The following is a 24,552-nucleotide window of genomic DNA, read 5'->3' as shown; positions in this document are numbered from 1 at the left end:
TCATGCCCTGGAATTTCAAGCCCACCGAGTGAACGGCGCCGGGTGTGCGCTTACCTTGAAACCGCCGGCGCCTCACATGCGCGCCGGCAGCTTGTCCTCCTCGGCGAGATTGGAGAAGCGCGTCACTTCGGCTTCGAAGGAGAGCGTCACCGTTCCCGTGGGGCCGTGACGCTGCTTGCCGAGGATCGCCTCGGCGCGCCCATGCACGCGCTCCATCTCGTTCTGCCAGGCGATATGCTCTTCCGTGCCCTCGCGCGGCTCGCGATTGCGCAGATAATATTCCTCGCGATAGACGAACATCACCACGTCGGCGTCCTGCTCGATCGAGCCGGATTCGCGAAGGTCGGAGAGCTGCGGGCGCTTGTCGTCGCGGCTCTCGACCTGACGCGAGAGCTGTGAGAGCGCGATGATCGGCACCGCCAGCTCCTTGGCCAGCGCCTTGAGGCCCGTGGTGATCTCGGTCAGCTCCTGCACGCGATTGTCGCCGCGCGATTTGGAACCCGAGAGCAGCTGAAGATAGTCGACGACGAGCAGGTCGAGCCCGCGCTGGCGCTTCAAGCGCCGCGCCCGCGCGGTGAGCTGGGCGATGGAAATGCCGCCGCTCTGATCGATGAAGAAGGGCACGCTCTGCATCTCGCGCGCCGCCTCGGCGATGCGGCGGAAATCGTCCTCGTTTATGTCGCCGCGGCGGATTTTGTAGGAGGGCACGCCGGACTGCTCGGCGATGACGCGCGTCGCCAATTGCTCGGCTGACATTTCCAGCGAGAAGAAGCCGACGATTCCGCCATTCGCAGCCTTGATCGAGCCGTCCGGCTGCTGCTCTGGGACATAGGCCTTGGCGATGTTGAAGGCGATATTGGTGGCCAGCGCCGTCTTGCCCATGCCGGGACGGCCGGCGACGATGATGAGATCGGACTTCTGCAGCCCGCCCATTTTCTCGTCGAGATCGACGAGCCCGGTCGCGACGCCGGAGAGATGCCCGTCGCGCTGATAGGCGCTGCTCGCCATATCCATGGCGGTGGAGAGCGCGTCGGCGAAACGCTGAAACCCGCCGTCATAGCGGCCGGTCTCGGCCACCGCATAGAGCTTGCGCTCGGCCTCCTCTATCTGCTGGCGCGGCGCCTGATCGACGGCTGCGTCATAGGCGGAGTTGACGATATCCTCGCCGATGACGATCAACTCCCGTCGCACCGCGAGATCATGAATTGTGCGGCCGTAATCCTCGGCGTTGATGATCGTCGTCGCCTCGCGCGCCAATCGCGCGAGATAGGCCTGCATGGTCACGCCGCCGGGCAGCTCGACATCGCCGAGATGCGTCTTCAGCGTCACCACAGTGGCGACGCGGCCGGCGCGAATGATCTGCGACGCGACCTCGAAAATGCGCCTGTGCAGCTCCTCGGAAAAATGCTCGGAGCGCAGAAAATCGGAGACGCGATCGAAGGCGTCATTATTGACCAATATGGCGCCGAGCAGCGCCTGCTCGGCTTCGATATTATGCGGCGGCGTTCGATAGGCGGGCTGGTCGAGCATCTCTCTCTCGGAAGCGGGACGGAGCGGGGTCGTCACGGAGCCGAGAACATCGCCAAAGGCGGGCGCTCGGCTCCCTCGCGAGGGAGCCGAGCGCCATAGGCGGCCGGGATGCGGTCGCTCCCCCAATCATGGGGACGTCCAGCCCGGCCTTTCGCCTGATTGCCTCTGATGGATGTCTTCGATGCTCGTGAACGCGTAGCGACAGGCACTCGAGAACGGTGGCGACATTGCCCGAAGGTGAGAGCGGCGCCAATGCCGAAGATCGACACAAAGATCGGCAAATGCCCACGCGGCGATCTTGTGAGTCATTTCCACATACCACAGCACAGCTTGCGGTCTATCTGCGTGAAATCCTTTGAGTGTGACAATTTCGCCACGGCGAATCGGCGGCGCATGAAAAAAGCCGGAGACCCAGGGGTCTCCGGCTTTTTGTAAAAAAAACGAATCGCTTCGCGGGTGATCAGAGCTCGACGTCGCCGGCCTCGGCCAGAGCGGCGCCGACCTCGAGGCCGAGATCGTCGAGCGTCGTCTCCTCGCGGGCGGCGGCCGCCTCGCCGCGCGCCTGACGCTCGGCCTCTTCGGCGGAGCGGGCGACATTGACGATGATCTTCACCTCGATCTCGGGATGCAGATGCACTGGCACATTATGCAGGCCGAGCGCCTTGATCGGATGCTGGAGATCGATCTGGCTGCGGTTCAGCGAGAAGCCGCCCGCGGTCGCCGCCTCGGCAATGTCGCGGGGCGCGACCGAGCCATAGAGATGGCCGCTCTCGCCGGCCTGACGGATGATGACGAAGGCCTGTCCCTCGAGCTTCTCGGCGACGGCCTCGGCCTCCTTGCGGGCGGTGAGATTGTGGGCCTCGATATGGGCGCGCTGCGTCTCGAAATGCTTCTTGTTGCCTTCGGTGGCGCGCAGCGCCTTGCCGCGCGGCAGCAGGAAGTTGCGCGCATAGCCGTCGCGCACGCGAACGGTGTCGCCCATCTGGCCGAGCTTGGCCACGCGCTGCAGCAGAATGACATCGACCATGGGTTCTTCTCCTCGTGTCTCTCGAATTGTGTCGCGGCGCTCAGCCGCGCCGCGCCTGCGCCGCCTGCTTGCGGCTGCGGAACGAAAACACCGCATCGGCGACGCCGATCACAGTGAACAGGACGATCGGCCAGGCGAACAGGCCGATGACGATATAGACGATGGTGAGCGTGACGCCGCCGACGCGCGTGCCGCGCAGCAGAGCGTGAATCACGGCGAGGCCCTGCAACGCCAGAGCGAGGCCGAGCGTCTCGGCGAAGACGAGGCCGATCGCGCCGGGAAGATTGCCGGCGAAGGCCACGGCGCTGGCGATGAGAAACAGCCCGGCGACCGTGCGCGGCAGCACGAATTCCCGCGCAATGTCGGGCCAGGGACGCGTCGACGCTTCCGAGGCGCGGGCGAGCAGGCCGGCGCCCCAGAGATTGAGCACATGGCTCAGCAGGGTGAGTGCGGCGAGAGTCGCGGGAAAGGCGAAGACGACGAGCGCCGAAAGCTGGCTCGGATCGAACTTGTCACCGAGTTCCTGCGTGCGGATGAGGTCCTCGATCGCGATAAAGGCGCGCGCCTGTAGCGGATTGAGCGCCTCGTCGAGGCCGCCCGAGCGAATCGCGGCTATGGCGACCGCTATCGATACTGCGGCCGCGACCACGCCGCCGGCGGCGAGGACTGCCCAGGCCGGCGCGTGAGCGCTCGCCAATTCGCGCCCGCGCCAGACCGCTCCGGACGCGACATAGGCGGCGGCGAGCGCCGGAAGGGCGACCAGGACAGCGTAGACGACGCCGAAGACCGGGCTCGGCCAGATCGACAAAAGGCCGGTCGCGATGAGGGCCGAGGTCGCGCCATGGCGCAGGCCGAAGCCGAGCGCGACGATCAAAATCGGCAGCGGCGCGAGAAAAGCGAAGAGAACCGCCGCCGAAGTGCCCTTGGTGATGACCGCGAACACGGCCGCGCCGGCGAGGCCTCCGCCGATGGAGGCGAAGATCTGCGACAGCGAAAAATCGCCATTGTCGGGAACGGGCAGTTTCTTGCGTTCGGGCAGAAGTTGGGGCATGGGCTCTACGCTTGTTCGAGGGCGAGCGCGATCATCTCGCGTCCAGCCCCCTGAACGCCGGCGAAGCCCGCCTTTTAAGGCGAGCGATCTCTCCCGGCAAGGGTCGGCGCGCGAAAAAGCCGCTTCCAAGCGACGAAAACATCGCCATTTTGGCGTTTTCGCCGCCTCGGCGCGAGATTCTATAAGACGAGAAAGCGCTTTATTGACGGCGCAGCGCCGGGCCGGGCTTTTCTCCGAGCACGCGCCAGCTCCCCGCGAGGCCGAGGCCGATGGCGAAGGCGAGCCCGCCGAGCGCGGTCAGCGCCACCGGCCAGGGGCGAAAGACGAAGTCCATTTTCATCAGCGCTTCCAATATGAAGCCCGCCGCGCCGGCGCCCGTGATCACAGAGAAGAGTCCGGCGACGAGGCCGAGCAGCGCGAACTCCATTGCGAAAGCGCTCGTCAGCCAGACGCGCGTCGCGCCGAGCGTCTTCAATATAATGGCGTCGCGCTGGCGCCCGCGCTGGCTCGCCGCCACGGCGCTGCCGAGCGCCAGCGCCGCCGTGACGATGGCGAGGCCGGCGGCCGCCCGCGCGGCGAAGGTGAGCTGATCGGCGATCTTCTGCACCGCTTCGAGCGCATCCTTCACGCGCAGCGCGGCGATCTGCGGAAAGCGCGCGGCGACCTCGCGGATCAGCCGCTTGTCGCGAGCGGGATCGTCGCGATCGGCGAAAGCGACGGTGAAAATCTCCGAGAAGGGCGCGTCGGCGAAAGCGTCCGGCGAGAACACCATCATGAAATTGATGCCATAGCTGCGCCAGTCGAGGCGGCGCAGATTGGCGATGCGGGCGGCGACGTCGCGGCCGAGCACATTGACGACGATCTCGTCGCCGACGACGAGGCCGAGACCTTCGGCGACGCGCGTCTCCAGCGAGACGAGGGGAGGCCCGTCATGCCCCGCCGCCCACCATTGGCCGGCGGCGATTTCGGAGCCCTTCGGCGGCGTCGCCGAGAAGGTCAGGCCACGGTCGCCGTCGAGCGCCCAGGCGATATCGTCCGGCGGCTTCAAATTCTCGGCGCGGACGCCTTTCACCGCGACGATGCGGCCGCGCATCATCGGCACATGCTCGACCTTGGCGTCCGTCGCAAAGGCGGAGAGGAAGGAGGCGAATTCGCCGGCCTGCTCCTTGGCGACATCGACGAAATAAAAGCTCGGCGTGTCGTTCTTGCGGACCTGGTGCAATTCGGCGTGGATCGAGCCCTCGATCAGCGCCAGCGCCACCAGAAGAGTCTCAGTGACGCCGATCGAGACGATGAGAGTCGCCGCGAGGCTCCTCGGCCGGCGAATATTGCCGATCGCATGGCGCAGCCGCGCATTGGGAACATTGGAGACGCGCTGCGCTATACGCACGACCAGCGCGGCGACGCCGCGCAGCAGAGCGAAGGCCGCCGCCGTGGCGACGATATAGGCGCCGGCCAGCCTCTTGTCGGCGGCCGAACCCAGGACGAGAGCGACCAGAAGCGCGGCGGCGGCGAGCGCCGCGAGCATAAAGATGCGGGGAGGGGCCTTCTCCTCCGCCTCGTCGCGCAGGAGGCGGGCGACTGGCGTCCCATAGGCGCGGCCCAATGGCGGCAGCGCGAAGATCAAAGCCACCAGCAGCCCATAGGCCGCGCCGACCGCGAGCGAGCGCATGTCGACAGAAGGGGAAAAGGGCAGAGGCACGGAGGCGGAAAGGGCGAAATCGGCGAGATAGGGGAAGGTCGCGCCGAGCGCGAGGCCGCCGATGACGGCGAGGCCGGCGACCAGCAGCACCTCGACCAGCGCCATGGCGAAGACGCGCGAAGCCGGCGCGCCGAGCGCCTTCAAAATCGCGAAAGCGTCGCGCTTGCGGGCGACGAATCCGGAAACGGCGTTGGCGACGCCCGCGCCGCCCGCGACCAGCGCCGTCAGCGCGACCAAGGTCAGAAGCTGTGTGAAGCGCTCCTGATTGCGCGAGAATTGCGGGGAGACGGCGTCGCGCTTGCGCAAATCCCAGCCGGCCTGCGGAAAGGCCGCGGTCAGCGCCGTCGCGAAACGCTCGACCTCGGCGTCGCTCGCGACCGCGCCGCTTCCGCGCAGCGATATCCGGGTCAGCCAGCGCACGACCGCGCCCGGCTGCAAGAGCCCGGTCGCTTTCAGCGCCTTCTCGCTCATCACGACGCGGGCGCCGAAGCCGAAACCGCCGGCGAGCTTGTCGGGCTCGCTCGTCAGTTCGGCTGTCAAACGGAAGGAGCCGCCGCCGATCTTCACCCGATCGCCGACCGCGAGATCGAGCCGGGCGATCAGCGTCGAATCGGCGACGAGGCCGTAGACTCCGTCGCGCTGGCCGAGCGCCTCGGCGAGCGGCTGCGCGGGCGTCAGCTCGACCGCGCCGGCGTTGGGGTAGGCGGAGTCGACGGCTTTTATCTCGACCAGCGACGCTTCGCCGCTCGTCGAACGGGCCATGGCGCGCATCAGCGCGATTTCGCAGACGCGGCCATTGCGCTCGAAAAATTCGCGCTCCTGCGGCGACAGCCGCCGCATCGTGGTGGCGACGGAGACATCGCCGCCCAAAATCGTGCGGCCCTCGCGGGCGAGGCCTTCCGAGAGCGATTGCGACACCGCGCCGACGCCGGAAATGGCGGCGACGCCGATGACGATGCACGCGATGAAGACCGAAAAACCGGGCAGATCGCCGGCCAGATCGCGCAGAGCGAAACGCAGCGCCAGCGGCAGGCGCGAGGCGAGGCCGCGCCTCATGACGCTTTCGCCTCCTCGCCCTCTATGCGGCCGGAGCGCAGCCTAATGGCGCGGTCGCAGCGGGCGGCGAGCGAGGGATCGTGCGTCACCAGCACCAGGGTCGCGGAGCGCCGCGCCTTTTGCGCGAAGATGAGATCGACGATGGACGCGCCGGTCTCCGAATCGAGATTGCCGGTCGGCTCGTCGGCGACCAGAATGACCGGATCGGGTGCGAGCGCGCGGGCGAGGGCGACGCGCTGCTGCTCGCCGCCGGACATTTGCGCCGGATAATGCGAGAGGCGATGGGCGAGGCCGACGGCTTCCAGCTCCTGGCTCGCGCGCGCAAAAGCGTCGGCGCGGCCGGCGAGCTCCAGCGGAACGGCGACATTCTCCAGCGCCGTCATCGTGGCGATGAGCTGGAAAGACTGGAAGACGACGCCTATCTTCCCTCCGCGGAACCGCGCCAGCGCGTTTTCGTCGAGGCGGGCGAGATCGCTGCCGTCGACGAGCACCTTGCCGGAATCGGGCCGCTCGAGGCCGGCGAGCGTCATCAGCAATGTGGATTTCCCGGAACCCGATGGTCCGACGAGGCCGACGGCCTCGCCGCGGGCGACCGTGAGGCTTATGTTCTTGAGCACATGGACGCGCGCCGCGCCCGATCCGAGGGTGAGATCGACGTCCTCGAGCTGAATGACCGGCCGCTGCACTTTGGGGAGGTCCTACAAATGGTATGCCGCTGCGCCGCCCGCCGGTCCGCCTCTCGCGTTCCGGCCCAGACGACCGCCCCGACATATGCGAAGGCGCCCCTGGTTTCCAGTCTCCGGCCGCGCTTTCGGCCGCGGGGACCGGCGGCGCTCCTGTGCGTCGCCATGCTTTTGGCGCTTTTAATGGCCTTCGCGCGCCCGGCGGCGGCCGAGCCCTTGCGCGTCATCGCATTCGGCGACAGCCTCAGCGCCGGCTTCCAATTGCCGGCCGACGCCGCTTTTCCCGCGCAGCTCGAGGCGCGGCTGAAAAAGGACGGCTATGACGTCCGCGTCATCAACGCCAGCGTCTCGGGCGACACCACCCGTGGCGGGCTCGCGCGCCTCTCCTATGCGCTGCGCGACGGCGGCGATCTGCTGATTTTGGAGCTCGGCGCCAATGACATGCTGCTCGGCTTCGATCCGGCGACGACGCGCGACAATCTCGAGAAGATCGTCACGCAGGCGCAGGCGAAAGGGCTCGACGTGGTGCTCGCCGGAATGCTGGCCAGCGCCAATTTCGGCGAGGAGCGGCAAAAGGCGTTCGACGCCATTTTCCCCGATCTTTCGGCGCGGCGCGGACTGCCGCTCTATCCGTTTTTCCTCGCGGGCGTCGTAGGCGAGACCGGGACGACGCTCGTCGACGGGCTTCATCCGAGCCGGGTGGGCGTCGCCAAAATCGTCGCCGGAGTCGCCCCGCTGGTGGAAAAGAGCCTCGATTCGCTGCAATCGAAGCGGCGCGACGCCCGGGACGGCGTCGCCATCCGTCCCTCGCCCTGACTCGAGGGAGCGCGCCCGAAGCTCACCGACGCCGAAATCCTACCGGAAGCGTCGGAGAATTCGTTCATCCAACTTGTTTTTGCGCGTCCGGCGTCCTAGGTTCCGGGGAGTTTCGGCCGGCCTCGCCGGTCCACGAAAGACGAGTGGGAGGTTCGCGCCATGGGCGGTCTGTCGATCTGGCACTGGATTATCGTCGGCGGCGTGGCCTTCATCCTGTTCGGCGGGCGTTTCAAAATCTCCGATGTGATGGGCGACGTCGCCAAAGGCATAAAGGCCTTCAAGAAGGGCCTCGCCGAGGACGAGACCGAGGCGAAGGCCGAGGAGCCGACGAAATCGCTGGAGCATTCGCCGCTCACGAGCCCGTCCACGCTTCACGCCGACAAGCCGGCCGAAGCGAAAAAGGCCTGACGTCACCCTTTTTCACGCCTGCCGCCGGCAGGCTCTCGAGAAGACCATGTTCGATCTCGATCCCGGAAAGCTGATCGTCATCGGCATCGTCGCGCTCGTCGCGATTCCGACCAAGGATCTGCCGCGCGTATTGCGCCAGATCGGCCAAGTGACCGGCCGTATGCGGCGCATGGCGGCTGAGTTCCAAGGCCAATTCATGGACGCGATGCGTGAGGCGGAGATTGCCGATCTCCATAAGAATTTGAAGAGCGAAGTCGATTCGGCCTTCGCCGGCGTCGGCGACGTCGCCTTCGATCCGCTCAAGCAGGCGCGCGAGCAGATCGTCGGCGCGATCGAAGGCCCGCCGGCCCCTGCATCCGACGATGAAGCCAAATCCGCCGAACCGGCGCCGGCGCTCGAAGCGCAGCCTGCGCACGAGACGCCGCAGCCGAGCGAACCGGCGCCCGCGAGCGAGATTTCGCCGCCCGAGAGCCTGCCGAAATGAGCGACGCCGACATTGACGCGACCAAGGCGCCGCTGATCGAGCATTTGATGGAGCTGCGCGAGCGGCTTATTCGCGCGCTGCTGGCGTTTCTGGGCGCCTTCATCCTCTCCTTCTTCTTCGCCAAGGATATCTATAATCTCCTGGTCGTGCCCTACACGATGGCGGCGGGGCCGGAGGCCAAGCTCATCTACACGGCGCCGCAGGAATATTTCTTCACGCAGATCAAAGTGGCGATGTTCGCCGCGGCCTTCATTTCCTGCCCGATCGTCATCGGACAGCTCTACGCCTTCGTCGCGCCCGGCCTCTATCGCCACGAGCGGCAGGCGTTTCGTCCCTATCTCGTCGCGACGCCGGTGTTTTTCGCGCTGGGCGCGATCGTCGTCTATTTCCTCGTCATGCCCAATCTGCTGCATTTCTTCATTTCCATGCAGCAGGCCAATGAGCCGGGAAAGGCGCAGATCGAGCTGTTGCCGCGCGTGTCGGAATATCTGTCGCTCATCATGACCTTGGTGCTCGCCTTCGGCGTCGTGTTCCAGCTGCCGGTGGCGCTGACGCTGCTCGGGCAGATCGGCATCGTCTCGTCGAAATTTTTGTCCGAGAAGCGCCGTTACGCGATCGTCCTCGTCTTCATCGTGGCGGCTGTGCTGACGCCGCCCGACGTGTTCAGCCAGCTGGCGCTCGCCATACCGGGCCTGCTGCTCTACGAGGCGTCGATCATTTCCGTGCGCTGGATCGAGAAGAAGCGGGCGGCGGCCGAGGAACAGCAAGCCGCGGGTTGACCCTTCGTTCCGCTCGAGGGACAAGGACCCTCATCCGACCCCGCTTCGCGGGGCCACCTTCTCCCGCAGGCGGGAGAAGGAAGCGACCGGCGTTTCGCGTACACGACGTGGTGAGCGAATCCTTCTCCCACTCGTGGGAGAAGGTGGCCCTCGCGTCAGCGAGGGTCGGATGAGGGCACGCACCAGTCGGCGGATCGATTCTCATGCACGACATCAAATTTATTCGCGATAATGCGGAAGCTTTCGACAATGGCCGCCGCCGCCGCAACCTCGCGCCTCTGTCGGAAAGCCTCTTCGCGCTCGACGACGCACGCCGTACGGCGATCGCGGCTTTGCAGGCGGCGCAGGAGCGACGCAACGCGGCCTCCAAGGAAATCGGCGTCGCCATGCGCGAGAAGGATGCCGCCCGCGCCGAGGCGCTGAAGGCGGAAGTCGCCAAGCTGAAGGAGGACTTTCCGCAGCTCGAGCAGAAAGAGCGCGAGGCGAGCGCCGCGCTGGACAAAGCCCTGTCGGAGATTCCCAACACGCCGCTCGACCAAGTGCCGGAAGGCAAGGACGAGCACGACAATGTCGAGGTTCTGCTCTGGGGCGAGCCGCGCAAATTCGACTTTACGCCGAAAGAGCATTTCGACATTGGCGAAGGCCTGAAGCTCATGGATTTCGAGAGCGCCGCCAAGCTGTCCGGCGCGCGCTTCGTCGTGAACAAGGGCGGAATCGCGCGGCTCGAGCGCGCGCTCGCGCAATTCATGCTCGATCTGCATACGGGTGAGCATGGCTATACGGAAGTGGCGCCGCCGCTGCTGGTGCGCGACGACGCGATGTTCGGCACGGCGCAACTGCCGAAGTTTCGCGACGATCAGTTTTCCGTGACGGCGGGTCGCGGCGACGGACAATCAGACGAGCCGGCGAGCGAATATTGGCTCGTGCCGACGGCCGAAGTCCCGCTCACCAATCTCGTTCGCGAATCCATCCTCGACGAATCGCAGCTGCCGCTGCGTTTCACCGCCGGCACTTATTGCTTCCGCGCCGAGGCGGGCGCGGCGGGGCGCGACACGCGGGGCATGATCCGCCAGCATCAGTTCTACAAGGTCGAGCTCGTCTCCATCACCACGCCCGAGCAGTCGCTCGAGGAGCATGAGCGCATGACCGGCTGCGCGGAGAAAGTGCTGCAATTGCTCGAGCTGCCCTATCGCAAGGTGACGCTCTGCACCGGCGACATGGGCTTCGCCTCGCAGAAGACCTATGACCTCGAGGTGTGGCTGCCGGGGCAGGGGAAATATCGCGAGATTTCCTCCTGCTCGGTCTGCGGCGATTTCCAGGCGCGGCGCATGAACGCCCGCTTCCGTCCCGCGGAGGGCAAGGCGACGCGCTTCGTGCACACGCTCAATGGCTCGGGCGTCGCCGTGGGCCGTGCGCTGGTCGCGGTTCTGGAGAATTATCAGGAGGCGGACGGCTCCGTCACAGTGCCGACGGTCCTGCGCCCCTATATGGGCGGGCTGGAGCGAATCGCCGCGGCGAGGTAGCTGGGGCGTGACCCTTCTCCCGCGCGCGGGAGAAGGTGGCCCTCGCGTCAGCGAGGGTCGGATGAGGGTCCTTCCGCTTTGCGCATGGCTTCGTGTGCTTCGATTCTCTGAAGACACGACGGCCCTCATCCGACCCCGCTTCGCGGGGCCACCTTCTCCCACGAGTGGGAGAAGGAATCGCGCCCGACGATTGCAGCTATAGTCCTTCGAGAACGAGTGACGATGCGCATCCTTATCACCAATGACGACGGAATCCACGGCGCCGGCCTCGCGCTGGCCGAGCGCGTCGCGCGCAGCCTCACCGACGATGTCTTCGTCGTCGCGCCGGAGAGCGAGCAATCGGGCGTCGCGCATTCGCTCTCTATCAATGATCCGCTTCGGCTGCGCGAAATCTCCTCGCGGCATTTCGCCGTCAAAGGCACGCCGACCGATTGCGTCATCATGGGGGTGCGCAAGCTGCTCGCCGACAGACCGCCGGATCTCATTCTCTCCGGCGTCAATTCGGGGCAGAATCTCGCCGAGGACGTCAGCTATTCCGGCACGATCGCCGGAGCCATAGAGGGCACGCTACTCGGCATTCCCTCCATCGCGCTCTCGCAGGTCTATGATTTCTTCGCCGGACGCCGGCATATTCACTGGGCCTGCGCGGAGGCTCATGCGGCCGACGTCATCCGCAAGCTGGTCGCGGCCGGGATTCCGCGCGGCGTGCTGATGAATGTCAATTTTCCCAATTGCGCGCCGGAAGAGGTGAAGGGCGTCGCCGTCACCATGCAGGGCCAGCGCTCCAATGATCTGATGCATATAGACGATCGCAAGGACGGTCGCGGCATTCCCTATTATTGGATATGCTTTCGGCGCGGCAATTTCACGCCGGGGCCGGGCACCGACCTCGAGGCGGTGGAGGCGAATAAGATTTCGGTGACGCCTCTGCGCCTCGACTTCACCGACCATCCGACCTTGACGCGGCTCTCCGCCGCTTTCGAATAGGGGAAAAATGGAGGAGAGCGCCGGCGAAGGACAGTCGATCGAGGCTCGCGCGGCGCTTCTCCTGCAATTGCGGCGCGCCGGCGTGCGCGACCTCGCCATCATGCGCGCCTTCGAGACCACTCCGCGCGCGCTCTTCGCCCCGTATCGCTTCCGCGATCTCTCCGCCCGCGACATGTCGCTGCCGATCGGCTGCGGACAGACCATGCCGGCCGCCGCCGAGCTCGCGCGCCGGCTCGAGGCGCTGCGCATAGAGCCGCATCATCGCGTGCTGGAAGTGGGGACGGGCTCCGGCTTCGGCGCGGCGGTGCTGTCGCGGCTCGCGCGCGAGGTGGTGACGATCGAGCGTTACGAGACTTTGGCGATAGAGGCGCGTAAGCGTCTCGCCGAGGTCGGCCGCGCTAATGTCGAGGTTCTGTTCGGCGACGGTCTCGCGGCGAATGAGACGCGCGGATATTTCGATCGCATCATTCTGCACATGTCCTTTCACGAGCCGCCGCACTCTGTCCTGGCGGCGCTGACGCCGGGTGGAACGGCTTTGTTCGGCCGCATTCAGGCGCCGGCGGACGAGGGCGAGCGGCCATTGGCTCGGCTCTGTCTCTCGCATCGCGCCGGCGATGCGATCTGGACCGATAGCGATCTTGGTCCGAGCCGGCTCGGCGCTTCGCTCGCAGGACGCGCAAAGGCTCTGTGAGCGCGCGCATTTACCTAAAATCGGCGAGGCGCGGCTGAACCCGCATTCATCTTAAACGCTCCCTTAACCGGCCTGTGGCTAGATGAGCGCAGTGAGGTTCGCGTTCGAGTGTAGGTCGCGTCATGGCAATTGAGCGTCGTATTTTTCTGTCGCGAGTCGCAAAGCGGCTCATGTTCGCAGCCGGCGCCGCCGGCCTGCTCGCCGGTTGTTCGGACGCTTCCCGCTTCACCGATCCCTTCACCAATCCGTTCCAGGATTCCGCGCCCATGGGCCGCGTCGATCGCGTTCCGACGGGGACCAATCCCGTGCGCCGCAGCGTCGTGGAGCGGCAGCCGCTCGCCCCGCCGCCGGCGGCGATCCGCGCGCCGGCGCCCGTCGCCGCGGCTCCTGCGCCCGCTCCTGTCCAAGTCGCCGCTCCTGCTCCCGCCAGGGCGGCGGGCGCCTATAATCATTGGAGCGCCGAAGGCGGCACGCCCGTCATCGTCGCCGAGGGCGAATCGGCCGGCGTCGTCGCGACGCGCTATGGCGTGCCTCTGGATGCGCTACTGCGCGTCAACGGCTATGGCAAGCCGGCCGAGGTGCATCCCGGCTCGCGGCTGGTGATCCCGATCTATCGCGCCTCCGCGGCTGCGGCGCCAGTCGCCGTTCCGGCGCCGGCGCGCGCCGCTCCCGTCTATGCCGCGCCCGCGCAGGTGGCGCAGCGGGCGGCGGATGTGCGCGACCGCAAGGCGGCCGCGCCGTCGAAGCCGGTCTCGACCGAGCGGCCGCGTCCGGCCCCCGTCAAGCAGGCGCAGATCGAGGCGAAGCCCGCGCCCGTCGAGCCCAAATCGGCCGTTCTCAAGCCGGCGGTCGTCAAGCAGGCCGTCGTCGCCAAGCCGGTCGAGGCGAAGCCCGCGCCGCGGCAGATCGCCCAGGCGCCGGCGCAGCCCGCCAAAGCGGCGCAAAAGCCCGCGGAGACGCATCCTGCCCGTGCGCAGCTCGCGCAGCGGACGAAGGAGCAGGAGCCCGTCAAGGCGAAGCTCGCTCGGGCCGAGCCCGCAAAGCCGGAGGTCCGCGCCGAAAAGATCGCCAAGAAGAAGCCCGAGCCGACGCCCGTCAAGGAGCGCGAGATCGCCCGCGCGCCGCAGGCGGAAAAGCCGCAGAGATACGCCGAAGCCGCGCCGGCCCCGCAGCCGCAGGCTCTGCGCAGCATCGACAAGACTCCGACCGCCTCGATCCCGTCGCCGGCCCAGCCGGCCGAAGAGAAATCGGCGTCGGCCTCGGCCGATGCGCGTCCCGAATTCCGCTGGCCGGCGCGCGGCCGCATCATCCAGGGCTTCGCCACGGGCGGCAATGACGGCATCAATATCGCCGTGCCCGAGGGCACGCAGGTGAAAGCGGCCGAGGGCGGCGTCGTCGCCTATGCCGGCAGCGAGCTGAAAGGCTATGGCAATCTGGTGCTGATCCGGCATCCCAATGGCTTCGTCTCCGCCTATGCCCATAATGGGGAGCTCGATGTGAAGCGCGGCGATCAGGTCAAGCGCGGCCAGACGATCGCCAAGTCCGGCCAGTCCGGCAATGTCGGCTCGCCGCAGCTGCATTTCGAGCTGCGCAAAGGGGCGACGCCGGTCGATCCGACCGGCTATCTCGCCGGACTGTGAGCGCAGGCTGTGAGCTGAGGAATCTCGGGCGTTCGCGAGACACTTGCGCCGGAGTGGGGCGACGGGCCGCGTAAGCGCCCGTCGCCCGTTTTCTTTTCGCGCCGGAGCCTCTATAGGGACGTCCGGGTCGGGCGATAAGGGAAAAATCGGCAGTGAAACGTCCTATGTCTCTCGCAGCGGCTCTCTTTTTCGCCACGCTGGCCTTCGCCGTCGATACGACGGGCATTCCGATCTGCGACACGCTGCTGAAGCGCTATGAGGAATGTTCCGTCGAGCTGCCGCGCGCCAATATTCACGCCGCGCAGAAAGAGCTGCTCGAAGGCGCGATGAGCCTGCGCGCCAACGCCTCCAATCCGCAGCTGCGCCCGAGCCTCGAGAAATTCTGCGCCGACACTTTCGAGGCGATGAAGACCTCGAGCGAGATCAAGGCCTGCATGTCGAAGTAGGTCTCGCGCGAGCCATTCCGCGTAGCATCACGTATAGCTGGCTCGGCGCCGCCGACTTATCATCGCCGCCGTTTCGGACGGGCCGGCGGTCTGCGTCGGACGGTTCGACATGTCTCGAGAAGCGAGCCGGAAGGCTCGCGCGCCGAGCTTGCGCCGGCAGAGCGCCGCTCGATCGGATCGGGGCGCTCTAGCGCCGAGCCCGTGGCGCGCCAAATATGATGCTCATGCGCTCCCTCTATCTGCAATGGCTGCCGAATTTCATCACCATTGGGCGGCTCGTGCTGACGCCGGCGGCGATCGACATGATCGTCGGCGAGCATTGGCGCGCCGCTTTCGCGATTTTCGTGCTCGCCGGAGCGTCGGACGCGCTCGACGGCTGGCTGGCCAAGACCTTCGATCTGCGCACGGACCTCGGCGCCGTGCTCGATCCCATCGCCGACAAGGCGCTCATCGTCTCCATTTATGCGACGCTGGCGATAAAAGGCGCGCTGCCGCCCTGGCTCGCGCTTCTGGTGATCTCGCGCGACGTTCTGATCGTCGGCGCCGTGTTCGTCGCCTGGCTGCTGGCCCGCCCGATGGACCTTCGTCCCTTGCCGGTCTCGAAAGCCACCACGGCGGCGCAGCTCTTGCTCGCCGCGATCGTGCTCGCCGGCGAGGCCTTCGCTTTTCCGCTCGGGGAGGCGACGAGCCTCGTCTTCGCCGTGGTGGCGGCATTGACCGTCGCTTCGGCCAGCGTCTATCTCTGGCGCTGGATCAAGCTCATGGGGCCGGACGATGTCGGAACGTGAGGTGGAGGCGACGCGTGTTCCCGTCGGGCTCGGGCTCGAGCGGCCGCTGGCCTTGTGGGCGGCGGCGATTCTCCTCGTTTTCACGCTGTTTTATTTCCTGAGCTCGGTTCTCGCGCCTTTCCTGGCGGGGCTCGCGCTCGGCTATCTGCTCGATCCGGTCGCCGATCGGCTGCAGACGCTCGGCCTCTCGCGCCTCGGCGCCTCTTTCGCAATTTTGACGGTGTTCGTCGTGCTGACGGCGGCGATCGTGCTGCTGGTCGCGCCGGTGCTCACGCGGCAATTGACCGAATTCGTCGAGAGTCTGCCCGGCTATCTCACCACTCTGCAGGGGCTGCTCGCGCGCGTCAGCCGCGAGGCGACCGGCGACTTCATGCGCAGCGTCTATGAGAAGCTCGGTCTGCCGGTCTCCGACGCCTCGCTCGACACGCAGAAATATGTGAACGACATCGCCAGCGAGGCGGCGCGCATGGGCGCCGCCTTTTTGAAATCGCTGGTCTCCGGCGGGGCGGCGCTGGTCAATATGGCGTCGCTCGTGGTGATCACGCCGGTCGTCGCCTTCTACATTCTGCTCGACTGGGACGATATGGTCGCGACGCTCGATTCGCTGACGCCGCCGCGCTATCGCGAGGACGTGCGCGCCATCGCGCGCGACATCGACAAAGCGCTCGCCGGCTTTCTGCGCGGGCAGGCGCTGGTCTGCCTGTTCCTGGGCCTCTGGTACAGCATCGGCCTGTCGCTCATCGGCCTGAATTTCGGCTTTCTCATCGGCGTCGGCGCCGGCGTGCTCAGCTTCGTGCCCTATGTCGGCTCGATCACCGCCTTCGTCCTCTCCATCATCGTCGCCACGGTTCAGGGCTGGCCGGACTGGCGGCTGCCGGCCATGGCGGTGGCGGTCGTCTCCACCGGCCTTTTTCTCGACGGCAATGTTCTGTCGCCGCGGCTCGTCGGCGGCTCCATCGGCGTGCATCCGGTGTGGCTGATGTTCGCTCTGCTGGCGGCGGGATCGCTGTTCGGCTTCACCGGCCTGCTGCTCGCGGCGCCGGTGGCGGCGGCGCTCGGCGTCATCTTGCGTTTCGCGACGCGGCGCTATCGGCAGAGCGCGCTGTTTCTCGGCCCCGCCGCGCCGCCGCGGGAGAGCTGACCCCGATGCCCGGCGCAGGCGACGCTCGCCGCGGCCCCGCCCAGCTCTTTTTCGATCTGGTGGGCGCGCCGCGCCATGGCGACGCGGATTTTTTGATCTCGCCCGCCAATCGCGCGGCTCACGAGATGATCTCCCGCTGGCCGGACTGGCCGGACAGCGCGCTGCTGCTCGTCGGCCCGCCGGGTTCCGGCAAGACCCATCTCGGGGCGATCTTCGCGCGCCGACATGACGCTCTTCTCGTCTCCCCGACCGATATTCCCGAGCCCGGCGCGCTTTGCGGCGCCTGCGCGCTGCTCGACGGGCTGGAGGCGGTGACGGATGAGACAGCTTTGTTTCATTTGATGAATTTCATTCGTGAAAGCGGCGGGTCGCTGCTGATCTCGTCGCGCCGGCCGCCGTCCGCGCTGAAAATCGCGCTTCCCGACCTATTGTCGCGTTTACGTCGTGCGCCGGTCGTAGAAATCGGCGCGCCGGACGATTCGCTGATTCGCGCCGTGCTGGAAAAGCTGTTTCGCGACCGCCAATTGGCGGTCGAGGCGACGCTGGTCGATTATGTCGCGCTTCGGCTCGAGCGTTCGCTGGATGCGGCGCGCGCCTTCGTGCGGATGCTCGACGAGGAAGCGCTCTCGCGCGGCCGTCCGGTCACGCGCGCGCTCGCGGGCGAGCTTCTCCAGCTCATCGACGCTTCGCGCGGCGCGTGAGGGCTTTCGTATGGCGGAAAATCTGTCAGAATCGCGCCGGCGGGCGAGAGGTGGGAAAAGCATGACGAAGCATATTCAGGACAATCTCGAGGCCGAGCGGACCGGAGCCGACATTCCCGTCATGGACCAGCCGGGCGAGCTTCTGGAGCATCCCGAAGAGCTCGCCGCTCTGCCGCAGCGTTTCATCAATCGCGAATTGTCCTGGCTCGAGTTCAACCGCCGCGTTCTCGAGGAGGCGTCCAACCGCAATCATCCGCTGCTGGAGCAGCTGCGCTTCCTCTCCATCTCCGCCAATAATCTCGACGAATTCTTCATGGTGCGCGTCGCCGGCCTGCGCGGTCAGGTGCGCACCGGCGTCGCCACTCTTTCGCAGGACGGGCTGACTCCGGCCGAGCAGCTGGTGAAGATCAACGAGCGCGTGGCGCTGCTCACCACGGCGCAGACGCGGCGCTGGCGCGAATTGCGCCGCGAGATCGAGGATGTCGGCATCGTCATCGTGGAGCCGGGACATCTCTCCAAGGGCGACCGCGAATGGCTCGACGACCATTTCCTCTCGCGCGTCTTCCCGGTGCTGACGCCGCTCGCCATCGACCCGGCGCATCCTTTCCCCTTCATCCCCAATCTCGGCTTCACTCTGGCGCTGGAGCTGGTGCGTCCGGGCGACCGCAAGACGCTTCACGCTCTGGTGCGCCTGCCGCCCAAGATCGAGCGCTTCGTGCGCCTGCCGAGCGCGCAAGGAACGGGACATGGGACGGGGCAGGGGCGCGAGCGCTTCATGCTGCTCGAGACCTTGATCGCCATCAATGCGCAGAAGCTCTTCCCCGGCTATCAGCTCAAGGGGCAGGGGATTTTCCGCCTCATTCGCGACAGCGACCTCGAGGTGGAGGAGGAGGCGGAGGATCTCGTGCGCCTGTTCGAGACGGCGCTCAAGCGTCGTCGCCGCGGCTCGGTCATTCGCCTCGAGGTCGCCTCGGACATGCCGGAGGCGCTGCGCGCGCTGGTCGCCGAGGAGCTCGACGTCGGCGAGGACGAGACTTTCGTGGTCGATGGAATGCTAGCGCTGAACGATCTTTCCGAGGTGGTCGGGCTCGATCGGCCCGATCTCAAATTCAAGCCCTATACGCCGCGCTTCCCCGAGCGCGTGCGTGATAATGGCGGCGATTGTTTTCTCGCCATCAAGCAGAAGGACCTCGCGGTCCATCACCCGTACGAATCCTTCGATGTCGTCGTGCAGTTCCTGCAGCAGGCGGCGCGCGATCCCAATGTGGTCGCGATCAAGCAGACGCTCTATCGCACCTCCTCCAACAGCCCCATCGTGCGCGCTCTGGTGGAGGCGGCGGAGGCCGGCAAATCGGTGACGGCGCTGGTCGAGCTGAAGGCGCGCTTCGACGAGGAGGCCAATATCCGCTGGGCGCGCGATCTCGAGCGCGCCGGCGCGCAGGTCGTGTTCGGCTTCATCGAGCTGAAGACGCATGGCAAATTGTCGATGGTGGTGCGCCGCGAGGGCGGAAGCATCGTCACGTATTGCCATGTCGGCACCGGCAATTATCATCCGGTGACGGCGCGCATTTATACCGACATCTCGCTCTTCACCGCCGATCCGGCGATCGGCCGCGACGTGTCGCGCATCTTCAATTTCATCACCGGCTATGCGGAGCCCGCCGGGCTCGAGCGCATGGCGGTGTCGCCCATCTCGCTCAAGACCAGGCTGCTCGAGCATATCGAGCAGGAGATCGGCTTCGCCAAGGCCGGCAAGCCGGCGGCGATCTGGGGAAAATGCAACGCCCTCGTCGATCCCGAGATCATCGACGCGCTCTATCACGCCTCGCAGGCGGGCGTGTCGATCGAATTCGTCGTGCGCGGCATATGCTGCCTGCGGCCGGGAGTGCCGGGCCTTTCCGACAATATCCGCGTCAAATCGATCGTCGGGCGCTTCCTCGAGCACGCCCGCGTCTATTGCTTCGGCGGCGGCCACGCGCTGCCGCACGCCAAGGCCCATGTCTATATCTCGTCGGCCGATCTGATGCCGCGCAACCTCGACCGCCGCGTCGAGGTGCTGATGCCCATCACCAATCCGACCGTGCATCAGCAGATTCTCGATCAGATCATGCTGGCCAATCTCATCGACAACGAACAGAGCTATCGCGTCTTGCCGGACGGCTCGTCCTTACGCATAACTCCCCCGGAGGGCGAAGAGCGGTTCAACGCCCATAAATACTTCATGACCAACCCGAGTCTCTCTGGCCGTGGCAAGTCTCTCAAGGAATGGCGTCCGCGATCGCTCCTCAAGCCGCGCGAGGAGTGACGCGGTCGAGACCGAGGCCGGGGCGCTCTCGCGAGCGCAGCGGCCTGTCGCGATCGTCGACATCGGCTCCAATTCGGTGCGCCTCGTCGCCTATGTCGGGCTGCACCGGGCGCTGACGCCGATATTCAACGAAAAGGCCATGTGCGGTCTCGGACGCGGCGTCGTCACGACGGGCCGCCTGCCGGAGGACGCGATTCGCAAGGCGTTGCAGGCGCTGCGGCGTTTTCGCGCTCTCTGCGAGATCATGGAGATCGACGACATAGAGGTGATCGCGACCGCGGCGGCTCGCGACGCCGTCAATGGCGCCGCCTTTCTCACTGCGGCGAGCGAGGCGATCGGCCGCGAGATTTCGCTGCTGTCGGGCCGCCGCGAGGCCGAGCTTTCGGCGCTCGGCGTGATCTCCGCCATTCACGAGCCCGACGGCGTCGTCGGCGATCTCGGCGGCGGCTCGCTCGAGCTCATCGATCTGCATGGCGGCGAAATGGGCGAGGGGGTCACGCTGCCGCTCGGCGGCCTCGCGCTGATGGACGCCGCCAGCCGCTCCACCCGTCAGGCGGCGCGAATCGCCCGTAAGGCGATCGAGGACGCGCTGCCGTTGCAACGGCTCAAGGGCCGCGCCTTCTACGCCGTCGGCGGCACATGGCGTGCGCTGGCGCGGCTGCACATGCGCCAGCGCAATTATCCTCTCGATATGATGCATAACTACCGCATCCCGACCAGCGACGCGGCGGAATTCGCCAGCCTGCTGGAGCGCGTCGACAGCGAGGCGCTGGCCGACATCGCCGCGGTCTCGACGGCGCGCCGTCCACTGCTCGCCTATGGCGCGATTGTGCTCGACGAGGTGATTCGCAAGGCGCGGCCCAAGGAGATCGTCATCTCGGCCGCGGGCGTGCGCGAGGGGCTGCTCTATGAGCGCCTCACGCCGGCCGAACGCGCCGCCGATCCGCTGGTCGCCGCCGCGCGCGAGCTCGAGCGCGCCATGGCCCGCGCGCCCGGCTATGGAGATGATCTCATCGCCTGGACCGACGCGCTCTTTTCCTCTTCGGGCCTACAGGAGACGGAGGAGGAGGCGCGGCTGCGCCACGCCGCCTGTTTTCTCTCGGATGTCAGCTGGCGCGCCCATCCGGACTATCGCGCCAATCAGGCGATGAATGTGATCGCCAATTCCGCCTTCGTGGCCGTCGATCATCCGGGCCGCGCCTTTCTGGCGCTGGTGGCGGTGCTGCGTCATGCAGGCCCCGACAGCGAGGGCGCTCTGCCGGTGCGCGGCCTGATGTCGCCGCGCCTGCTGGAGCGCGCCCGCGTGCTCTCGGCGGCGCTGCGCGTCGGCTATCTGCTGAGCGCGGCCATGCCCGGCGTCTTGCCGCTCACGCCGCTCGTCGCGAGCGACGGGAGGTTGATTCTGTCTCTGCCGGGGGAATTCGCCGATCTCGTGAGCGAGCGGCTGGCCAGCCGTTGCAAGGCGCTCGGCCGTCTCATCGGAGCCGAGGCGGTGATAGAGGCGACCGCCTCCGTCGTCTGACGGAGGCGGCGCTCGTTTCAATAGGCGGCGCGCGGCGCGACACGCTCGCTCGACGTCACCGTCAGGGCGCCGGCGTCGTCCGAGCAGGCGAAGCGCAGCGTCTTGGCGACGGCGGTGTCGAGATTGGCGGAGGAGCCGCTGGAGATCGGCACGATGAAGCGCGTCGTCGCGGTGGCCGGCGTCGCCTCCTCGAGCGTGGGCGCGTCGAAGACGATCACCGTCAGCCGGCAGGCGCCGCCGCCGCCGACAAAATAGCTCAGCACATGCTTTCGACCCGCGTCGAAGCTGGCCGCAGCGAGCGGCTTCAGCGTCACCGGCGCAGCGACCGGCCCATAAGGCTCGGCGTGCAGGGCCACGCCCGCCGTGAGGCTCAGCACAGCGGCGAGGGCCAGAGCGAAGATGCGTTTGCCTGCAGTCATCATGGTCTTGTCCTTCCTCATACGGCGCTGGGGAGCGCCCCTCTGCGACCTGCGCGTCCTCGAGGCGCCGAAGCCGTCCCGAGTTCACGTTGCGTCGCAACATGAGCGTATGTTGCATCGCAATAGCAGAATTTCAAGGCGCGGTTTGTCGCAGGGGCGTCTCTATAGAACTATTCGATTCTACAATGAATTCAGATCGAAAGGCGGGTTGTGCGTCGCAAAATAGAGCGGGGGAGCCTATGCCGATCAGGTGGGCATAGCGCTACCCATACCCATACTAGAGGATGGGTCATAGAATGGGTGAATGGGTGGGATTATATCCTACCCATACGTCAGTCGGATTGAAGGGAACGGAAAGAGCGAGCCTGAAGGCGCGCCTCGCAGATCTCGCGTGGAGGGGCTCAGCGTCCGGCGGACTCGTCCAGCTCCTGCCAGTCGAGCGTGACGACCTTGCCCTTTTCGACCGCCAGAGCCAGCCTTCCGGCTTTCAGCTGCAGCGCTTTCTCGCCGAAAATCGCCCGCCGCCAGCCGGAGAGGGCGGGCACATCCGCCCCATCGTCGGCGGCGATGGCCTCGAGGTCCTCTACGGTGGCGATCATTTTGGTGGCGACGCCCGTCTCTTCGGCGACCTGCCGCAGCAGAACCTTGAGCAGCTCGACCGTGGCTCCGCTGGAGCTGCCGCGCTTCTCCCGCTCTATGCGCGGCAATGTGGCGGGATCGCGCGCCAGCGCTCTCTCCACGGCGGCGACGATATCCGCGCCGGAGCGCGAGCGCTCGAGCCCGCGCGGGAAGGCGCGCAGATTGCCGAGCGCCTCCTGCGTGCGCGGGGCGGCGAGGGCGATCTCGATCAGCATATCGTCCTTGAGCACGCGCGAGCGCGGCACGTCACGGCCCTGCGCCTCGCTCTCGCGCCAAGCGGCGAGTTCCATCAGCACGGCGAGGTCGCGCGGCTTGCGCACGCGATGGCGCAGGCGCTCCCAAGCGTTCTCCGGGCTCTGCTCATAGGTCTCGGGCGTGGTCAAGGTGCGCATTTCGTCGGCGAGCCAGTCGAGCCGGTTGGAGCGCTCCAGCCGCGCGCGCAAATGCGTGTAGATCTGCCGCAGATGAGTGACGTCGGCGATGGCGTAATCGATCTGCGCCGCCGACAGAGGCCGCTTCGACCAATCGGTGAAACGTGAGGATTTGTCGAGGCTCTCTTTGGAGATGGCCTTCACCAGCTCGACATAGGAGACCTGATCGCCGAAACCGCAGACCATCGCGGCGACCTGCGTGTCGAACAAGGGCGCGGGAATCAGCCGCGCGAGCCGCCAGACGATTTCGAGATCCTGGCGGGCCGCGTGGAACACCTTGACCACGCTCTCATTGGCCATCAGCTCGAAAAAGGGCGTGAGGTCGAGCCCTTCGGATAAAGTGTCGACGGCGAAGGCCTCCTCGGGCGAGGCCAGCTGAATGACGCAGACCTTGGGCCAGAAAGTCGTTTCCCTCAAAAACTCCGTATCGACGGTGACGAAGGGATGACGGGAGAGACGGGCGCAGGCGGCGGCGAGATCTTCGGTAGAGGTCAAGAGGCTCATCGACATTCAGTCTTAGAGTAATTTTTTGTGGTTCAGAAGTGTCTCAATGCATGTTTTCGACCGTTTTTCTGGCTCGGGGGCGATCGGAGCTGCGCCTTAGCCGCACTGCAAGGCCAAAAATCGCGGCGGCCGCGCGTCTCGAAGTCGTCGGCGCCGCCGTTTGCGCCGCTGCGGTTCCGGCGCGGGCTCGGTTTTTTCCCATTGCCCTCGAAGCGTCGAAATGAAATCATAGCGGAATACTCGACAATAGGAGCCCCTGGCCACATGGCGCCTCTCGCTTTCGCCTCGACACCGTTTCATTGCGCGGCCCGCTTCGCTCTCGCGGCGGCGTTTTTCCTCTTTTCCGCCGCGGCGGACGCCAAGGGCGACGCCGGGGCCAAGGGCGACGCTTGGGCCGGCTGCCGCGCCGCCGATCCCGACAAGCGCATCGAGGGCTGTAGCGAGGTGATCGCCCGCGGCGACAAGGAGATAAAGCCGAACCGCGTGGCGGCTCACGTCAATCGCGGCGGCGCCTATCACGCCAAGGGCGATTATGAGCGCGCGCTCGCCGATTACGACAAGGCGCTGGAGATCGATCCCAATTCGGCGGCGGCTCTGGCCGATCGCGCCGCCGCCTACCGCGCCAAGAGCGATTTCGACCATGCTCTCGCCGATTACGACAGGCTCGTCGCCTTACAGCCGAAATCTCCGGCCGCCTATCTCGGCCGTGGCGGCGCCTATCAGAGTAGAGGCGATCTCGGCAAGGCCATCGTCGAATACGATAAGGCGCTGGAGCTGGACAAGAAATCCGCCGCCGCGCTGAGCAATCGCGGCCGCGCTTGGCGCGCCAAGGGCGATCTCGACCGCGCGCTGGCCGATTTCGACGCGGCGGTAAAGCTCGAGCCCAAATCCGCGCAGGCCTATCTCAATCGTGCCGCGCTCTATCAGGCGAAGGGCGATCTCGACCATGCGCTGGCCGATTACGACAGAGCGATCGAGCAGGACGGAAAGCTCGCCATCGCCTATAATAATCGCGGGCTGACTTTGCACGCCAAGGGCGATTTCGACCGCGCCGTCGCCGATTTCAGCAAGGCCGTCGGGCTCGACCCCAAATATGCGCGCGCCTATCTCAACCGCGCCAACGCCTATCGCGGCAAGCGCGATCCCGAACACGCCAAGCCAGATCTCGAGCAGGCGCTAGCGCTCGACCCCAATCTCGCCGCGGCGAAGAAAGGGCTCGACGAGGTGACGAAACAGCTCGCCGGCCGCGCCGCGGCTGCGCCGGCGCAATAGCGCGCGC

At 66.4% G+C, this 24,552-nt stretch carries 22 protein-coding genes; 15 read left to right on the top strand and 7 right to left on the bottom strand.

The window, feature by feature from the left end; all coding sequences use genetic code 11:
• Positions 1–72 precede the first annotated feature (72 nt).
• The 5 genes from KP010_RS03315 to KP010_RS03295 form a co-directional block, all read right to left on the bottom strand.
• Positions 73–1,530 carry a replicative DNA helicase gene (locus KP010_RS03315; RefSeq protein ID WP_142863287.1) on the bottom strand — a complete coding sequence of 486 codons (1,458 nt, stop codon included), beginning with the start codon at positions 1,528–1,530 and terminating at the stop codon, positions 73–75.
• A gap of 460 nt (positions 1,531–1,990) precedes the next feature.
• Positions 1,991–2,557: a 50S ribosomal protein L9 gene (rplI, locus tag KP010_RS03310; RefSeq protein ID WP_108918135.1), complete on the bottom strand. Its 567-nt coding sequence runs from the start codon at positions 2,555–2,557 to the stop codon at positions 1,991–1,993.
• A 40-nt stretch (positions 2,558–2,597) separates the two neighbouring features.
• Entirely contained in the window at positions 2,598–3,608 is a 1,011-nt protein-coding gene (locus KP010_RS03305) for a DUF2232 domain-containing protein (RefSeq protein WP_216280419.1), read from the bottom strand.
• A gap of 199 nt (positions 3,609–3,807) precedes the next feature.
• Positions 3,808–6,366, bottom strand: coding sequence for an ABC transporter permease (locus KP010_RS03300; RefSeq protein WP_216280418.1), 2,559 nt, complete (start codon positions 6,364–6,366; stop codon positions 3,808–3,810).
• Positions 6,363–7,052, bottom strand: a complete 690-nt coding sequence (locus tag KP010_RS03295; protein ID WP_108918139.1) for an ABC transporter ATP-binding protein — start codon at positions 7,050–7,052, stop codon at positions 6,363–6,365. Before KP010_RS03295 ends, KP010_RS03300 begins: the two co-directional genes overlap by 4 nt.
• A 180-nt stretch (positions 7,053–7,232) precedes the next feature.
• Here KP010_RS03295 and KP010_RS03290 point away from each other — a divergent pair, with 180 nt between their 5' ends.
• From KP010_RS03290 to KP010_RS03225, 14 genes are all read left to right on the top strand, one after another.
• Entirely contained in the window at positions 7,233–7,865 is a 633-nt protein-coding gene (locus KP010_RS03290) for an arylesterase (RefSeq protein WP_253203527.1), read from the top strand.
• A 159-nt stretch (positions 7,866–8,024) separates the two neighbouring features.
• Complete coding sequence (locus KP010_RS03285) at positions 8,025–8,273, top strand: twin-arginine translocase TatA/TatE family subunit (protein WP_142863282.1); 249 nt, start codon at positions 8,025–8,027, stop codon at positions 8,271–8,273.
• A gap of 46 nt (positions 8,274–8,319) precedes the next feature.
• On the top strand, positions 8,320–8,757 hold the full coding sequence (locus KP010_RS03280) for a twin-arginine translocase subunit TatB (protein WP_216280416.1): 438 nt from the start codon (positions 8,320–8,322) through the stop codon (positions 8,755–8,757).
• On the top strand, positions 8,754–9,536 hold the full coding sequence (gene tatC / locus KP010_RS03275) for a twin-arginine translocase subunit TatC (RefSeq protein WP_142863280.1): 783 nt from the start codon (positions 8,754–8,756) through the stop codon (positions 9,534–9,536). The genes KP010_RS03280 and tatC overlap by 4 nt, the downstream gene beginning before the upstream one ends.
• 203 nt (positions 9,537–9,739) lie before the next feature.
• On the top strand, positions 9,740–11,059 hold the full coding sequence (gene serS, locus KP010_RS03270; protein ID WP_142863279.1) for a serine--tRNA ligase: 1,320 nt from the start codon (positions 9,740–9,742) through the stop codon (positions 11,057–11,059).
• A gap of 222 nt (positions 11,060–11,281) precedes the next feature.
• A complete protein-coding gene (surE, locus tag KP010_RS03265; protein WP_142863802.1) occupies positions 11,282–12,046 on the top strand; it encodes a 5'/3'-nucleotidase SurE in 765 nt (254 codons plus the stop codon).
• A gap of 7 nt (positions 12,047–12,053) precedes the next feature.
• Positions 12,054–12,737, top strand: a complete 684-nt coding sequence (locus KP010_RS03260; protein WP_142863801.1) for a protein-L-isoaspartate O-methyltransferase — start codon at positions 12,054–12,056, stop codon at positions 12,735–12,737.
• A 170-nt stretch (positions 12,738–12,907) separates the two neighbouring features.
• Positions 12,908–14,377 (top strand): peptidoglycan DD-metalloendopeptidase family protein, encoded by a 1,470-nt coding sequence (locus KP010_RS03255; RefSeq protein WP_142863800.1) that lies wholly within the window; start codon positions 12,908–12,910, stop codon positions 14,375–14,377.
• A gap of 164 nt (positions 14,378–14,541) precedes the next feature.
• On the top strand, positions 14,542–14,823 hold the full coding sequence (locus KP010_RS03250) for a hypothetical protein (RefSeq protein ID WP_185966553.1): 282 nt from the start codon (positions 14,542–14,544) through the stop codon (positions 14,821–14,823).
• Between the two features lie 218 nt (positions 14,824–15,041).
• Positions 15,042–15,611 (top strand): CDP-alcohol phosphatidyltransferase family protein, encoded by a 570-nt coding sequence (locus KP010_RS03245; RefSeq protein ID WP_142863805.1) that lies wholly within the window; start codon positions 15,042–15,044, stop codon positions 15,609–15,611.
• Positions 15,598–16,752, top strand: a complete 1,155-nt coding sequence (locus KP010_RS03240) for an AI-2E family transporter (protein ID WP_142863798.1) — start codon at positions 15,598–15,600, stop codon at positions 16,750–16,752. The genes KP010_RS03245 and KP010_RS03240 overlap by 14 nt, the downstream gene beginning before the upstream one ends.
• Positions 16,753–16,757: 5 nt before the next feature.
• Complete coding sequence (locus KP010_RS03235; RefSeq protein ID WP_142863797.1) at positions 16,758–17,453, top strand: DnaA ATPase domain-containing protein; 696 nt, start codon at positions 16,758–16,760, stop codon at positions 17,451–17,453.
• Positions 17,454–17,514: 61 nt separating this feature from the next.
• Positions 17,515–19,758, top strand: a complete 2,244-nt coding sequence (locus tag KP010_RS03230; protein WP_142863796.1) for an RNA degradosome polyphosphate kinase — start codon at positions 17,515–17,517, stop codon at positions 19,756–19,758.
• Between the two features lie 76 nt (positions 19,759–19,834).
• Positions 19,835–21,280 (top strand): Ppx/GppA family phosphatase, encoded by a 1,446-nt coding sequence (locus KP010_RS03225; RefSeq protein ID WP_246659937.1) that lies wholly within the window; start codon positions 19,835–19,837, stop codon positions 21,278–21,280.
• A 17-nt stretch (positions 21,281–21,297) separates the two neighbouring features.
• Here the strand turns inward: KP010_RS03225 and KP010_RS03220 are convergent, their stop codons facing one another.
• Together KP010_RS03220 and rnd are read right to left on the bottom strand one after the other, a co-directional pair.
• On the bottom strand, positions 21,298–21,702 hold the full coding sequence (locus tag KP010_RS03220) for a hypothetical protein (RefSeq protein WP_108918165.1): 405 nt from the start codon (positions 21,700–21,702) through the stop codon (positions 21,298–21,300).
• A gap of 398 nt (positions 21,703–22,100) precedes the next feature.
• Complete coding sequence (rnd, locus tag KP010_RS03215; RefSeq protein ID WP_142863794.1) at positions 22,101–23,273, bottom strand: ribonuclease D; 1,173 nt, start codon at positions 23,271–23,273, stop codon at positions 22,101–22,103.
• A 264-nt stretch (positions 23,274–23,537) separates the two neighbouring features.
• Here rnd and KP010_RS03210 point away from each other — a divergent pair, with 264 nt between their 5' ends.
• Positions 23,538–24,545, top strand: a complete 1,008-nt coding sequence (locus KP010_RS03210) for a lipopolysaccharide assembly protein LapB (protein ID WP_142863793.1) — start codon at positions 23,538–23,540, stop codon at positions 24,543–24,545.
• Positions 24,546–24,552 lie beyond the last annotated feature (7 nt).

Source organism: Methylosinus sp. KRF6, from assembly GCF_018887255.1.
Classification (GTDB): domain Bacteria; phylum Pseudomonadota; class Alphaproteobacteria; order Rhizobiales; family Beijerinckiaceae; genus Methylosinus; species Methylosinus sporium.
This window is presented reverse-complemented; position numbering and strand designations above follow the sequence as displayed.